Annotated in this window: 14 protein-coding genes; 8 read left to right on the top strand and 6 right to left on the bottom strand. The window is 70.8% G+C overall.

The annotated features are described in order from the left end of the window. Positions 1 to 7: 7 nt before the first annotated feature. Complete coding sequence (locus DEJ00_RS06845) at positions 8 to 514, bottom strand: Fur family transcriptional regulator (RefSeq protein WP_258373572.1); 507 nt, start codon at positions 512 to 514, stop codon at positions 8 to 10. 169 nt (positions 515 to 683) lie between these two features. Here DEJ00_RS06845 and DEJ00_RS06840 point away from each other — a divergent pair, with 169 nt between their 5' ends. Both DEJ00_RS06840 and DEJ00_RS06835 read left to right on the top strand, forming a co-directional pair. After that, on the top strand, positions 684 to 1,997 hold the full coding sequence (locus tag DEJ00_RS06840) for an acyltransferase (RefSeq protein WP_111056826.1): 1,314 nt from the start codon (positions 684 to 686) through the stop codon (positions 1,995 to 1,997). Between the two features lie 166 nt (positions 1,998 to 2,163). Beyond that, positions 2,164 to 2,985, top strand: a complete 822-nt coding sequence (locus tag DEJ00_RS06835; RefSeq protein WP_111056825.1) for a cytochrome c oxidase assembly protein — start codon at positions 2,164 to 2,166, stop codon at positions 2,983 to 2,985. A 95-nt stretch (positions 2,986 to 3,080) separates the two neighbouring features. On the opposite strand, the gene DEJ00_RS06830 is transcribed toward DEJ00_RS06835, so the two are convergent. Together DEJ00_RS06830 and DEJ00_RS06825 are read right to left on the bottom strand one after the other, a co-directional pair. Then, positions 3,081 to 4,625 carry a DHA2 family efflux MFS transporter permease subunit gene (locus DEJ00_RS06830; RefSeq protein ID WP_027465025.1) on the bottom strand — a complete coding sequence of 515 codons (1,545 nt, stop codon included), beginning with the start codon at positions 4,623 to 4,625 and terminating at the stop codon, positions 3,081 to 3,083. Continuing rightward, a complete protein-coding gene (locus DEJ00_RS06825) occupies positions 4,622 to 5,230 on the bottom strand; it encodes a PadR family transcriptional regulator (protein WP_181440101.1) in 609 nt (202 codons plus the stop codon). Before DEJ00_RS06825 ends, DEJ00_RS06830 begins: the two co-directional genes overlap by 4 nt. Before the next feature lie 178 nt (positions 5,231 to 5,408). On the opposite strand from DEJ00_RS06825, the gene purS reads away from it, so the two are divergent. Genes purS through DEJ00_RS06805 form a run of 4 tightly spaced genes read left to right on the top strand, consistent with a single transcriptional unit; the run spans position 5,409 to position 9,694 of the window. Next, a complete protein-coding gene (gene purS / locus DEJ00_RS06820; protein WP_017886272.1) occupies positions 5,409 to 5,660 on the top strand; it encodes a phosphoribosylformylglycinamidine synthase subunit PurS in 252 nt (83 codons plus the stop codon). 5 nt (positions 5,661 to 5,665) lie between these two features. Beyond that, positions 5,666 to 6,361 (top strand): phosphoribosylformylglycinamidine synthase subunit PurQ, encoded by a 696-nt coding sequence (gene purQ, locus DEJ00_RS06815; protein WP_027465024.1) that lies wholly within the window; start codon positions 5,666 to 5,668, stop codon positions 6,359 to 6,361. 17 nt (positions 6,362 to 6,378) lie between these two features. Then, entirely contained in the window at positions 6,379 to 8,760 is a 2,382-nt protein-coding gene (gene purL, locus DEJ00_RS06810; RefSeq protein WP_231495638.1) for a phosphoribosylformylglycinamidine synthase subunit PurL, read from the top strand. 13 nt (positions 8,761 to 8,773) lie between these two features. Continuing rightward, entirely contained in the window at positions 8,774 to 9,694 is a 921-nt protein-coding gene (locus tag DEJ00_RS06805; protein WP_111033674.1) for a 2-hydroxyacid dehydrogenase, read from the top strand. 27 nt (positions 9,695 to 9,721) lie between these two features. Here DEJ00_RS06805 and DEJ00_RS06800 read toward each other — a convergent pair whose 3' ends face one another. Both DEJ00_RS06800 and DEJ00_RS06795 read right to left on the bottom strand, forming a co-directional pair. After that, positions 9,722 to 10,810 carry a beta-propeller fold lactonase family protein gene (locus DEJ00_RS06800; RefSeq protein ID WP_111056823.1) on the bottom strand — a complete coding sequence of 363 codons (1,089 nt, stop codon included), beginning with the start codon at positions 10,808 to 10,810 and terminating at the stop codon, positions 9,722 to 9,724. Beyond that, positions 10,807 to 11,130 (bottom strand): chorismate mutase, encoded by a 324-nt coding sequence (locus DEJ00_RS06795; protein WP_111056822.1) that lies wholly within the window; start codon positions 11,128 to 11,130, stop codon positions 10,807 to 10,809. Before DEJ00_RS06795 ends, DEJ00_RS06800 begins: the two co-directional genes overlap by 4 nt. A gap of 60 nt (positions 11,131 to 11,190) precedes the next feature. Between DEJ00_RS06795 and DEJ00_RS06790 the strand changes: the two genes are divergently transcribed. Beyond that, a complete protein-coding gene (locus tag DEJ00_RS06790; protein ID WP_051596616.1) occupies positions 11,191 to 11,595 on the top strand; it encodes a DUF1304 domain-containing protein in 405 nt (134 codons plus the stop codon). Positions 11,596 to 11,709: 114 nt separating this feature from the next. On the opposite strand, the gene DEJ00_RS06785 is transcribed toward DEJ00_RS06790, so the two are convergent. After that, positions 11,710 to 12,702 carry an iron-siderophore ABC transporter substrate-binding protein gene (locus DEJ00_RS06785; protein WP_250892279.1) on the bottom strand — a complete coding sequence of 331 codons (993 nt, stop codon included), beginning with the start codon at positions 12,700 to 12,702 and terminating at the stop codon, positions 11,710 to 11,712. Positions 12,703 to 12,775: 73 nt separating this feature from the next. On the opposite strand from DEJ00_RS06785, the gene DEJ00_RS06780 reads away from it, so the two are divergent. Beyond that, positions 12,776 to 13,642 carry a shikimate dehydrogenase gene (locus tag DEJ00_RS06780; RefSeq protein ID WP_220038844.1) on the top strand — a complete coding sequence of 289 codons (867 nt, stop codon included), beginning with the start codon at positions 12,776 to 12,778 and terminating at the stop codon, positions 13,640 to 13,642. Positions 13,643 to 13,654: the final 12 nt, after the last annotated feature.

The raw sequence follows: 13,654 nt of genomic DNA, 5'->3' as shown, positions 1-13,654 counted from the left end.
GTCGCCGTCAGGCGGGCGTGGGGGCGCTGGGCGCCTGCACGCTCTCGTCGGGCGCGTCCGGGTCGTTGCGCTCCGCGTCGTCGCGCTCTGCGTCGTCGCGCTCTGCCGCCGCGCAGCGTTCGCAGATGCCCCAGTAGGTGACCTCGGCGGTGGTGACCGCGAAGCCGTGGGTCTCGGACGGTGTCAGGCAGGGCGAGTGGCCGACCGCACAGTCGACGTCCTCGATCGCGCCACACAGGGTGCAGACGATGTGGTGGTGGTTGTCACCGGTGCGGCGCTCGTACCGTGCAGGGCTGCCGGCCGGTTCGATGCGGCGGACGAGCCCGACGCCGGTCAGGGCGTTCAGCACGCCGTAGACGGCCTGGTGACTGGTGGTCGGCAGCTCCACGGCGAGCGCGGTGACGATGTCGTCCGCGGTGGCGTGCGGCATCGAGTCCGTCGCGCGGAGCACCGCGAGTCGTGGGGTCGTGACCCGGAGCCCCGAGGAACGGAGCAGATCGGCGTCGGCGTCCATGCTGAGCCTTTCTTTTGCAGGAATCAAGACAACGCGTTCACTGTACACGAGCTTCTGCTGCCGACCAGCGAGGACCCACATGCCGCTACCGGAATACGAAGTGTCACGATCCGGTCGCGATCAGCTGGGACGACCCTGGACCGACCGTTCTGCACGCTAACGTCCGGACATGTCCACGAGCCAGGGTCTGCCTGAACAGGCGAACAGCACCGCGGACGTCCGGGGGATCATCGCGAAGCGGGACCTGGTCGTCGACCTCATCCGGACGGCCTGCGTCGTCCTCGTCGTCATCGTGCACGTCACGATGGTCGGCGTCGCCGCCGATGACCAGGGGGTGCGGGTCACGAGCCCGCTGCAGGAACTCCCCTGGTACGTCGCCGCCACCTGGGTCGGTCAGGTGATGCCGCTGTTCTTCGTGGTCGGCGGGTTCGCGAGCGCCGTCGGCTGGCGCAGCACCGTCGCCCGTGGCGCGCCGAGCCCCGCCCGCGACTACCTGGCCACCCGCCTGGTGCGGTTGTTCCGGCCCGCGGTGCCGCTGTTCGTGTTCCTCGCGCTCGGGCTCGGGGTCGCCACGGCCGCTGGGACGCCGCCGGAGCTCCTGGCCGAGGTCGCGTTCGGCATCGGTTCGCCCCTCTGGTTCCTGGCGGCCTACGGCATCACCCAGTGCTGCGTCCCCGTGATGATGCGCCTGCACGAGCGAGCACCCTGGGCCACCCTCGCCGTGCTGCTCGTGCTCGCCGGAGCGGTCGACGGCGTCCGCCTGGCCACCGGTGTCGCCGAGGTCGGGCTGCTCAACCTGGGCCCGGTGTGGCTCTTCGCGCAGCAGCTCGGCTTCCTCTGGGCCGACGGCTGGTTCGCGCGCCGGTCGAAGGTGCTCCTGCTCGGCATCGCCGTCGCCGCGTACGCCGTGCTCGTGCCGATGACCTCGGTCGGGCTCTGGGCACCGGACATGCTGCAGGACCTCAACCCGCCGATGCTCCCGCTGGCGTTCCTGGCGATCGCACAGGCCTGCCTGGTCCAGCTCGTGCACGCTCCGCTCACCAGGCTGATGCGCACGCGGGCCGCACTCGGGGCCGTGTTCGTCCTCGGCCGCGACGGCATGACCATCTACCTGTGGCACCTGCCGCTGTTCATCGCGCTGAACGGCGTCGCCCTGCTCGTCGGGGTGCCGTTCCCGGCGCCGGGCTCCGGCCCGTGGTGGGCGTCGCGCATCGTCGCACTCGTGGTGGTGCTCGCCGTCGCGATCGGGGTGGCCAGGGCTCTGCGCTGGTTCGACCGACCGCTCCCCCGGCTGCTGCCGTCGGCCGACCGTCCGTCGTGGCCGGTCGTCGCGTTCGCCGCCCTCTGCACGATCGGCCCGGCGTTCCTCGTGATGCAGCTGCACCTGTCGTTCGGCGTCGCGCTCGTCGGTGCCGTGGCCGTGCCGGCGGGCGTCTGGCTGCTGTCGCGGACCGTCCCGGCACGCGGGGTCGCCCGGATCTGAACCGGTTCTCACCGTCGCGGGGCCACGACGGACCCCCGGCGGACGTCGGGCGGACGGAGGATGGTTCCGGCGGCGCGAAGGACGAGTCCGCCTGATCCCCAGGAGGCTCCCCACGCCGTCGACACCCGAGTTCTGGAGCACCTGGCGGTTCGATCCCCTGGCGGCGGTGCTCCTCGTCGTCGCCGCGGTCGCCTACGGCCGGTGGGTCGTCGGCGCGGCTCGACGGGGCGCCCGGTGGCCGTGGTGGCGCACGCTCGCCTTCGCCACCGCGCTCGTGCTGTTCGGCGTCCTGCAGTTCGGCATCGTCGGCGTCGACGACGAACGGTTGCGCTGGGCCTTCGTCCTGCGGGCCGCCCTGCTGTTCTTCGCGGTCCCCACCTTCGCCGCGCTCGGTGCGCCCGTCGCACTGCTCCGGATCGGAGGCCCGGCTCGCCTCGCGCAGGCCGCCGACGCGGTCATGAGGTCACGTCCGGTGCGCCTGCTCGGCAACGCGATCGTCGCGCCGCTGGTCGCGCTCGCGCTGTTCGCCGTCCTGCTCACCCCGTTCTCGGCGGCGATCCGGGAGTCCCCCGCGTGGGCCGCCGTCATCACCGTGGCCGTGCCGGCGCTCGGGTTCGGCCTGCTCGCGCCCCTGTCCGAGGTCGGCGTGCTCGTCTCGTCGACGTTCGCCACGGCCGAGTTCCTGCTGGCGTTCGTCGAGCTCGTCGTCGACGCGGTGCCCGGCATCGTGCTGCGGATCACGAACCACGTGCTCGACGGGTCCCTCGTGCCGGTGGTCGGGCGGGCCTGGTACCCGTCGCCGCTGCAGGACCAGCACCTGGCGGGCGACCTGCTGTGGTTCATCGCCGAGGTGGCGGACATCCCCGTGCTCGTCGCCCTGTTCATCCGGTGGCAGCGGACCGACCGCCGCGAGGCCCGGGCCGTCGACGCTCTGACCGACGAACAGATGGACGAGCTGACCCGAGCGCATCTGCAGCGCCGCGGCTGAGCGTCGTGGATGTCCCGCGTTCCGCTTCGTGAGCAGAAATGGTCGGGTGCCCGAAGGCGACCCGACCATTCCTGCTCACGAAGTGCGCTCGTGCCCTACTTCGACGGGGCCCCCGCGGGCTCGGCGTCGGGCTGCGTGGTCACCGAGCCGGTCTGCTGCCAGGCGACGGTCTGCTTCGGCTTCGCCAGGAACAGCGCCGCGACGATGGCCACGATGAGCACGATCGCCGGCAGGTAGAGCGACTCACCCATGGCCTTGGAGAACGGCTCGAGCAGGAAGCCCGGCAGTGCGCCGACCTGCTGCTCCGCGCCACCGGCCGTGGCCCCACCGGACGACGCCGGGAAGTTCGCGGTGATCCGGGCCTCCATCAGGGCGGCGATGCCGGCGGAACCGAGCACCGCACCGATCTGGCGCGTGGTGTTGTAGACGCCCGAGCCGGCACCGGCCAGCTTCGGCGGCAGGTTGCGCGTCGCCGAGACGGACAACGGTCCCCACATGCAGGCGTTGGCGAGGCCGAGGAGCGCGCTCGGCAGGAGCACCCAGCCCCACTCGGCACCGCTCGACAGCAGGGCGCCGAACCAGAACAGGCCGACCGAGAAGCAGGCGAGCCCGAACGAGGCGACCCAGCGCGGGTTCCAGCGGTTCAGGTTCTTGCCGACGATCGGCGCGAGTGCGGCTGACAGCACGGCCTGCGGCACGAGGAGCAGTGCGGCCTGGGTCGGCGAGAAGCGCAGGACGTCCTGGGCCCACAGCATGATCGGCAGCGCGAACGAGGCGATCGCGACACCGACGGCGGTGATGGCGACGTTGGCCAGCGTGAAGTTGCGGTCCTTGAACAGGCCGAGCGGCAGCAGCGGCTCACCCTTCTGCACGCCCTGCCAGACGACGAAGCCGGCGAGCACCACGAGGCCGACGATGATGAGCGACCACACCGAGATCGGACCGGCGATGACGCCCCAGTCGTAGGTCTCGCCTTCCTGGATGCCGAAGACGAGCAGGAACAGGCCCGCTGCCGACAGGAAGATGCCGAGGTAGTCGAAGCGGTGTCCGTGACGCTCGAACGACGGCACGAAGCGCTGCGCGAGCACGAACGCCACGACACCGACGGGGACGTTCACGAAGAAGATCCACTCCCAGCCGAAGCCGTCGACGAGCAGGCCGCCCACGATCGGGCCGACGAGCGACGCGACACCGGCGACGGCGCCCCAGAGGCCCATGGCCGCGCCGCGGTTCTGCGGCGGGAAGATGCGCGTGATGACCGACATGGTCTGCGGGCTCATCATCGCGGCGCCGAGGCCCTGCACGACGCGGGCGACGATCAGCACCTCGATCGAGCCGGCCAGGCCGCACCACAGGCTGGCGAGCGTGAAGACCACGAGGCCGATCTGGTACATGACCTTCGGGCCGAAGCGGTCGCCGAGCCGGCCGGTGATGAGCAGCGGCACGGCGTAGGCGAGCAGGTAGGCGCTCGTCACCCAGATCACGGAGTTGATGTCCGCGTCGAGCTTCTGGGCGATGGTGGGGGTGGCGACCGACACGATGGTCGAGTCGACGAGGATCATGAAGAACCCGACGACGAGTGCCCACAGGGCAGGCCACGGCTTCTTCTCGGTCGTCCGCGGAGGCGTGACGGTGGTCATCGAGTGGTTTCCTTGCTGTTCGTGGTGGTGTCTGCGGACGCGACGGAGGCGTCCCAGGAGATGTGGCCGGCGGCGATCCGGTCGGCCGTGGCGGCGAGCCACTCGATCTGCGTCGTGAGCATGGCACGCACGTACGACACGTCGAGCCAGTACCGCTCGGGCAGGTCCTTCGCACGGACGAGCCCGAGGATCTCGTCCGCCTCGTCGCGCTGGGCCCGGAGTGCGACGGCCCGTGCCCGGAGCGCGGACTCGGCCTCGTCGACCGACAGGTTCTCGATCTCGGCGACGGCCAGGTGGAAGACGGGGTACTCCTCGGCCGGTTCGGCGATCAGCCGGACCAGCCCGTCGTGCAGGGCCGTCCACCCGTCGTCCGTGATGGCGTAGGTGGTGCGTTCCGGACGGTTGCCCGCCCGGTCGGTCCCGACGACCTCGGCGAGGCCGAGCTCCACCAGGCGGCCGACCTGGTGGTACAGGGTGCCGGGCCGGACCTTGACGTTCCGGCCGTCCCGGCGGTGCGTCATCGTCTGGAACATCTCGTAGGGATGCGTCGGCCCCTCGGCCAGGAGCCCGAGCGCGGCGAACGCGAGTGGCGTGAGCGACGGCACACGTGCCTCCAGTCCGCTTGTTCGTTGTTGACTATTCGGCTTGGAATATACGCGTTGGAACAGAAGTGAGCAAACGCACAGCAAGGGCCCGCCTGGAGGCCCGGGGCCGTCCCGGCGTGTCGCGCGCGCCCCGTAGACTGGTCGCGTCCCCCCACCCCTGAAGTGCTGGAGAGAACACGTGCCAACGATCGTCGTCGAGGTCATGCCCAAGGCCGAGATCCTCGACCCCCAGGGGAAGGCCGTGGGCAACGCCCTGGCCCGCCTCGGCAAGGCCGACCTGACCAACGTCCGCATCGGCAAGCGCTTCGAGGTGACCGTCGACGGCCCCGTCGACGACGCCAAGCTCGCCGAGGTCCGTGACATCGCGGCCGACGTCTTCTCGAACGCGGTCATCGAGGACGTCGTGTCCGTGACCGTCGAAGGCCAGTGACCCGGATGCGCATCGGCGTCATCACGTTCCCCGGCTCGCTCGACGACCGCGACGCCCAGCGCGCCGTCCGTCTCGCCGGCGCCGACCCCGTCGCCCTGTGGCACGGCGACCACGACCTGCAGGGCGTCGACGCCATCGTGCTGCCCGGTGGGTTCTCGTACGGCGACTACCTGCGTGCCGGCGCGATCGCCGCGAAGGCCCCGATCATGGCCGAGGTCATCGACGCCGCCGGCAAGGGCATGCCCGTGCTCGGCATCTGCAACGGTTTCCAGATGCTGGCCGAGGCCCGTCTGGTCCCCGGCGCGCACACCCGCAACGCGCACCAGCAGTTCATCCGCCGCGACCAGAAGCTCCGCGTCGAGACCACCGCGACCGCCTGGACCTCCGGCTTCAGCGCCCAGCAGGAGATCACCATCCCGCTGAAGAACGCCGATGGCCGCTTCGTCGCGGACGCCGACACCATCAAGCGCATCGAGGACAACGGCCAGGTCGTGTTCCGCTACGTCGGCGTGAACCCGAACGGCTCCATCGACGACATCGCCGGCGTCTCGAACGAGCGCGGCAACGTCGTCGGCTTGATGCCGCACCCCGAGCACGCGACCGAGGCCGGCTTCGGCCCGGACACCCCCGCTGCGATGGCCTCGGGCACCGACGGCCTGACCTTCTTCACCTCCGTGATCGAGCACGCGCTCGTCAAGTGACAGGGAACAACGACACCGTGACGACACCCGTTCGCCCGAAGCCCGACACCGTGCAGGACGCGGCAGCCACCCCCGACAAGGAGCAGCCGTACGACGCGCTGGGCCTGAAGCCGGACGAGTACGCCCGCATCAAGGAGATCCTCGGCCGACGCCCCACCTCGGGCGAGCTGGCGATGTACTCGGTGATGTGGAGCGAGCACTGCTCCTACAAGTCCTCGAAGAACTACCTCCGTCAGTTCGGCAAGAAGGTCACGCCGGAGATGACGAAGAACCTGATGGTCGGCATGGGCGAGAACGCCGGTGTCGTCGACGTCGGCAACGGCTGGGCGGTGACCTTCAAGGTCGAGTCGCACAACCACCCGTCCTACGTCGAGCCGTACCAGGGCGCGGCCACCGGCGTCGGCGGCATCGTCCGCGACATCATCTCGATGGGCGCCCGCCCCGTCGCCGTGATGGACCAGCTCCGCTTCGGTGCGATCGACCACGAGGACACCGCACGCGTCGTGCACGGCGTCGTCGGTGGCATCTCGTTCTACGGCAACTGCCTCGGCCTGCCGAACATCGGCGGCGAGACCTACTTCGACCCGGTGTACCAGGGCAACCCGCTGGTCAACGCCCTCGCGGTCGGCGTGCTCCGCCACGAGGACCTGCACCTGGCGAACGCGTCCGGTGCCGGCAACAAGGTCGTCCTGTTCGGTGCCCGCACCGGTGGCGACGGCATCGGCGGCGCGTCGATCCTGGCATCCGACACCTTCACCGAGGGTGGCCCGACCAAGCGCCCGGCCGTGCAGGTCGGCGACCCCTTCGCCGAGAAGGTCCTGATCGAGTGCTGCCTCGAGCTGTTCCAGAAGGACCTGGTCGAGGGCATCCAGGACCTCGGCGCCGCGGGCATCTCCTGCGCCACCTCGGAGCTCGCGAGCAACGGTGACGGCGGCATGCACATCTCGCTCGACGACGTCCTGCTCCGCGACCCCACGCTCACCGCCGAAGAGATCCTGATGTCGGAGAGCCAGGAGCGCATGATGGCGGTCGTCCGCCCCGACAAGCTCGACGAGTTCCTGAGCGTCGTCGGCAAGTGGGAGGTCGAGACCAGCGTGCTGGGCGAGGTCACCGGCACCGGCCGACTCGTCATCGACTGGCAGGGCCAGGAGATCGTGAACGTCGACCCGCGCACCGTCGCCGTCGACGGCCCGGTCTACGACCGCCCGGTCGCCTACCCGACCTGGATCGACGCGCTGCAGGCCGACACCGCCGCCTCGCTCGACCGACCCGCCGACGGCCCCGCGCTGAAGGCACAGTTCCTCAGCCTGCTCGGTTCGCCGAACCTGGCGTCGAAGAACTGGGTCACGAACCAGTACGACACCTACGTGCTCGGCAACACCGCGCTGTCCTTCCCCGACGACGGCGGCATGATCCGCGTCGACGAGGAAACGGGGCTCGGTGTCGCCATCGCCACCGACGCGAACGGCCGCTACTGCCAGCTCGACCCGAAGCAGGGTGCACGCCTGGCCCTGGCCGAGGCGTACCGCAACGTCGCCGTCACCGGTGCCGTCCCCGCCGCCGTCACCGACTGCCTGAACTTCGGCTCCCCCGAGAACCCCGAGGTCATGTGGCAGTTCTCCGAGGCGGTCGAGGGCCTGGCCGACGGCTGCATGGAGCTGGGCATCCCGGTCACCGGCGGCAACGTGTCGTTCTACAACCAGACCGGCTCGACCCCCATCCACCCGACGCCCGTCGTCGGCGTGCTCGGCATCATCGACGACGTCGCCAAGCGCGTGCCGTCGGGGTGGCAGGACGACGGCCACAACATCTACCTGCTCGGCACCACGAGCCTCGAGCTCGACGGTTCCGCGTGGGCCGGCACCGTGCACGGGCACCTGGGCGGGCGTCCGCCGGCGGTCGACCTCGAGCGCGAGAAGGCCCTCGCCGAGCTGCTGTACGCGGCGTCCGGTGAGCAGCTGCTCACCAGCGCGCACGACCTGGCGGACGGCGGCCTCGGCCAGTCCCTCGCCGAGTCGGTGCTCCGCTTCGGCATCGGCGCCCGCGTGGTCCTCGACGAGCTCGAGACCCGCGACGGCATCGACACCGCGACGGCGCTGTTCTCCGAGTCGACCGGTCGCGTCATCGTGACCGTCCGCCGCGAGGACGACGTGCGGTTCCAGGGCATGTGCGACGGCCGGGGCTTCCCGGTGCTGCGCATCGGCGTGACCGACGCGACGTCGAGCACGCTCGAGGTCCAGGGCGCGTTCGAGGCCACGGTCGACGAACTGCGCGGCACCCACGCCGCGACGCTGCCGGCCCGCTTCGGCGACGTGATCGTCGAGGACGTCACCGAGGGGTACGTCGGCCGCGGGCCGCTCGACTCCGACGGTGCCTTCTCGCCGCGCACCGACGCCTAGGCCCGGGTCGCGGATGCCGATCGTCACCCTGCCCTTCGCCGAGCTCGTCGACCGGTTCGGCCCCGTGCCGGACGGCATCGAGCTGGACGTCTGGGACGTCGAGTCGCCGTACGGTCGCCCGGACGACGTCGCGATCACGTTCCTGCCGTTCTACTTCGAGGGGCGGCACCGCTGGCAGTTCGTGCACGACCTGCCCGAACTCCAGCTGCTGCAGCTGCCGAGCGCCGGGTACGAGCACGCCGTCCCGCACGTGCCGGGTCACGCGCAGCTGGCGAACGGCCGCGGCATCCACGACGACGAGACCGCCGAGCTCGCGGTCGGTCTCGCGCTGACGTCGCTCCGTGAGATCTCGGCGTTCCAGGTCGACCGTGCCAACGGCGTCTGGGACGCCCGCGAGACCCGATCGCTCGCCGACCGCCGGGTGACCGTCGTCGGCTACGGGGCGATCGGGTCCGCGATCGCCACCCGGTTCGAGGCGTTCCGCACCGAGGTGACGGTGGTCGCCCGGACCGCTCGCGAGCAGGACGGCCGGCACGTGCACGCGTTCGGCGAGCTGCCCGAGCTCGCCCCGACGACCGACGTGCTCGTGCTCATCGCACCGCTCACCGCCGAGACCGAACGCCTGGTCGACGCGGAGCTGCTCGCGGCACTGCCGGACGGCGCCCTCGTGGTGAACGTGGCGCGCGGCAAGGTCGTCGACACGGACGCCCTGGTCGCCGAGCTGCGGTCGGAGCGGCTGTTCGCGGCCCTCGACGTCACCGACCCGGAGCCCCTGCCCGCCGGACACCCGCTCTGGACGACGCCGAACACCGTGCTGACCCCGCACGTCGGCGGCAACACCGACCTGAGCGTGCCGCGGTCGATCGAACTGATGCGCAAGCAGGTCGCCGCCCTGGCCGAGGGTCGCCCGTTCGAGAACCTGATCGAGTTCTAGCGCGCTGCGGCTCCGAACACGCCGGCGTCAGAGCGGGACGACGCAGGTCGGGGTGCCGACCGGGATCTGCCCGACGGCTTCGCCGGGCATGCCCTCGGCGTCGAGCGGCAGGACGGCAACGGCATCGGACATCTGGTTCGCCACCAGGACGAACCCGGGCACCCGCGCGAAGTGCCTCGGCCAGACCCCACCGCAGGGCACCGACCCGACGACGGCGAGCCCGCCGTCACGTGCGTCGAGCACCACGAGCAGGTCGCGCCCGCGCACCGCCACGTACGCGCGGCCGGCCTCGTCGACCTCGATGTGGCTGAGCAGCGACTCCCCCACGGCACCGTCGAACGTGGGCACGGCGGCGATCGTCACGAACGACCCGGAGTCGTCACGGCGCAGGCGTTGCACACGCCCGTCGAGTTCACCGGCGACGAGCAGGTCACCGTCGATCCAGGCCATGTGCCTCGGGCCGGCGCCGGGTGTCACGTGGTGCACGCGGAGCGCCTCGATCGCGGGGACCCCGTCGGCCGACACCGTGACGCGGAACTCGTGCAGGGCATCGCCGCCGAGGTCGGCGACGAGCACCGTGCCGTCCGGGGTGGCGATCGACTGGTGGGCGTGCGGGCCGTCCTGACGGTCGTCGTCAGGACCCGTGGCGTCGGGCAGCACGGCGACCGCGACGGCTGCGGCCGGCACGGAGCGCTGGTCGGCGTCCCCGTGCAGCACCACGCCGTCGCTGGCGGTCACCGAGGCGGCGTGCGACTCGGCCGGGGCGAGGGAGATCGCCGTGACCGTACCGGAGACGTAGTTCGTGACGACGAGCGCGCCCGAGGGGTCGACCCGCACGTGGCACGGGGCGTCTCCGCCGGCGGGGGCGTCCCACAGGTGCTCGAGTGCGCCACCTTGCAGCCGGAAGGCCGACACGGCGCCGTCGTTCGTCTCGGAGACCGCGTAGACCCGGTCACCTGAGACGGCGACAAAAGAGGGGTCGTCGAGCACCGCGACGGTCCGGGGTGCCGGAACGGCTCCGACCGGCCCGGCGTCGACCAGCGAGATGCCCGTGGCGTTCCCGCCGCCGGTCGCCGTGTACGACCCGATGAGAAGCGACGGCAGCTCGGCGCTCATTCGTCGCGGCCCGCGATGCGCTCGTGGTGGTGGATGACCTCGGCGACGATGAAGTTGAGGAACTTTTCGGCGAAGGCGGGGTCGAGGTGGGAGTCGGCGGCGAGCGACCGGAGCCGTGCGACCTGGATCCGTTCGCGGTCCGGATCGGCGGCCGGCATGCCCGACTCGGCCTTCAGGTGCCCCACGCGCTGCGTGTACTTGAAGCGTTCCGCGAGCATGTGGATGACGGCGGCGTCGATGTTGTCGATGCTCTGCCGGATGTTCCGCAGTTCGGCGACGGCGCTCGCGTCGGCCTCGGTCGGGGTGACGTCGTCGTTCATGGTCCGAGCCTACTGGCGGACGTGCAGCGGAACCCGGCCCGCTGCTGCGAGAATGTGCACATGTCGGTCCTGCTGGTGATCTCGGGTGTCTGTGCGGTCCTCGCGGGCCTCATCCACGTGTACATCTTCTTCCTCGAATCGGTCATCTGGACCAGTCCGCAAGCGCGCCGGATCTTCGGCATCGCTTCCGAGACCGAAGCCGTTGCGACTCGCTCGCTCGCCTTCAACCAGGGGTTCTACAACCTGTTCCTGGCGATCGGGGCGATCCTCGGCGTCGTGCTCGTGCTGGCCGGCAACACCGTGAGCGGCTGGACCCTCGTGGTGTTCTCGACGGCGAGCATGCTCGGTGCCGCGGTGATCCTGCTCGGCTCGGGTCGCAAGTACGTCAACTCCGCGTTCAAGCAGGGCACGCTCCCCCTGATCGCGCTGCTCTTCGCGCTGCTGGGCTCCACCATCGGCGTCTAGCCCCGCTTCCCCTCCCCCAAACTGCGAAAGCGACAGGGTGCCACCGGACATCGGCGGCACCCTGTCGCTTTCGTGGTACTGACCAGCGGAACCGGCCAGCAGCGACGACCAGCCCTAGCCGAGCTTCTCCTCGAACTGCGCCGGCAGCTTGTCGAGCGCCCACTCGATCGCAGCCGTGGTGCCCATCGAGAACGCCGACGAGACGTCCTTGTCGTCGAAGACGATCGCGTGCCCGGCCTCGACCGACGGCACCTTCTGGAACAGCTTGTTCGACGAGGCCTCTGACGCGTCGACGTAGATCGGCAGGATCAGCGTCAGGTCGGCGTCGAGCAGGTCGAGGTTCTCGTCGGACAGGTGCACGGAGAACTCCTTGCCGGCCTGCTCGTCGATGGCCTTCGGGATCTCGAAGCCTAGGTTCCGCATGAAGGTCGAACGGCTGTCGGTGGAGGCGTACGCCCCGAAGCCCTCGGAGCTGTAGGCACCGACGACGGCGGTCTTGCCCTCGAAGTCCGGGTGCGCCTTGCGTGCTGCGGCGTAGGCGTCGTCGAGGCCGGAGAGCAGCTTCTTGCCCTCGGACTCCTTGCCGAGCGCCTTCGCGATCATGGTCGTCTGCTGCTCGGTCGAGGCGAGGTAGTTCGCGCCGCCCTTGGGGATCGCCACGGTCGGCGCGATTGCGGAGAGCTTGTCGTACCGCTCCTTGTCACCCGAGGACTTCACGTCGAGGATGACGTCGGGGTTGAGCTTGAGGATGTCCTCGTAGCTCGGCTCGAGCGTCTGGATGATCTTCGGCGACTTGTCGTACGCACCCTTGAGCCACGGACCGACACCGTCGCCGCCGAAGGCGAGCCAGTCGCTCGCGCCGACCGGCTGGACACCGAGCTCGAGCGCGGTCTCGGCGTCACCCCACCCGAGCGCGACGACGCGCTTCGGTGCCGACTCGATGGTGGTGGTGCCGAGGCCGGTCGTGATCGAGACCGGGAACGCGGCGTCGGACGACCCCGACGACGCCGAGTCGGTCGAGGAGCCGGAGCCGGACGCGCATCCGGCGAGGACGAGGGACGCTGCGACGACGGCGCCGGCTGCGGCGAGCACGCGTCGGAGACGCAAGGGAGAACGGTTCACGAAGGGTAGCCTAACCTAACGGGGTGCTCAGGAACACGGCTGGCTAGGCTGGGTGACCGTGGCGTTCACCGATCCAGGCCGCACGCACCTCGCGGTGCTCGGCTCCCCCATCGCGCACTCGCTCTCGCCCACGCTCCACGCAGCGGCCTACGATGCGCTCGACCTGCCCTTCACCTACGGGAGGCACGAGGTCGCGTCCGGCGAGCTCGCCGCGTTCGTCGCGGGGCTGGGTCCGGAATGGCGTGGGCTGAGCCTCACGATGCCGCTCAAGCGCGAGGTCCTGCCGCTGCTCGACCGCACCACCCCGCTCGTCGACGAGCTCGGGGTCGCCAACACCGTCGCGTTCCGCCTCGAGGGCTCCACGCTCGTTCGAGCCGGCGCCAACACCGACGTGCAGGGGCTCGTCCGCCCGGTCGAGGCGCTCGAACACCTGCCCGGCGAGGCCACGATCCTGGGCGGCGGAGCCACTGCGGCGAGCGCCCTGACCGCTGCCGTGCGGCTCGGGGCATCGCTCGTCCGGGTGTTCGTCCGTGACACCGCGAAGACGCGCGCGCTGGTCGACCTGGCCGTCCGGCTCGGGGTGACGCTCGAGGTGCACCCCCTGAGCGAACTCGCCGGCACGCACCACGGGTTCGTCCTCTCGACGCTGCCTGGCGGCGCCGCCGACCCGCTCGAGTTCCGTCCGTCGGGGCCGGACGCCGTCCTGTTCGACGTCGCCTACGAACCGTGGCCCACCTCGGTCGCCAGCCGCTGGACCGACGCCGGTGGCCGTGTGCTGAACGGCCTCGACATGCTCACCGAGCAGGCGATCGGGCAGATCCGGTTCTTCCTGACCGGTGACGAGGACGAGCTGCTCCCCGACGAGGCCGGGGTCCGCCGGGCGATGCGCACCGCGGTCGACCTGCCCGCCGTCATCGGCAGCTAGCCGGCGCCGGCA

Origin of the sequence: Curtobacterium sp. MCLR17_039 (genome assembly GCF_003234745.1) — a bacterium.
GTDB classification, from domain to species: domain Bacteria; phylum Actinomycetota; class Actinomycetes; order Actinomycetales; family Microbacteriaceae; genus Curtobacterium; species Curtobacterium flaccumfaciens.
This window is presented reverse-complemented; position numbering and strand designations above follow the sequence as displayed.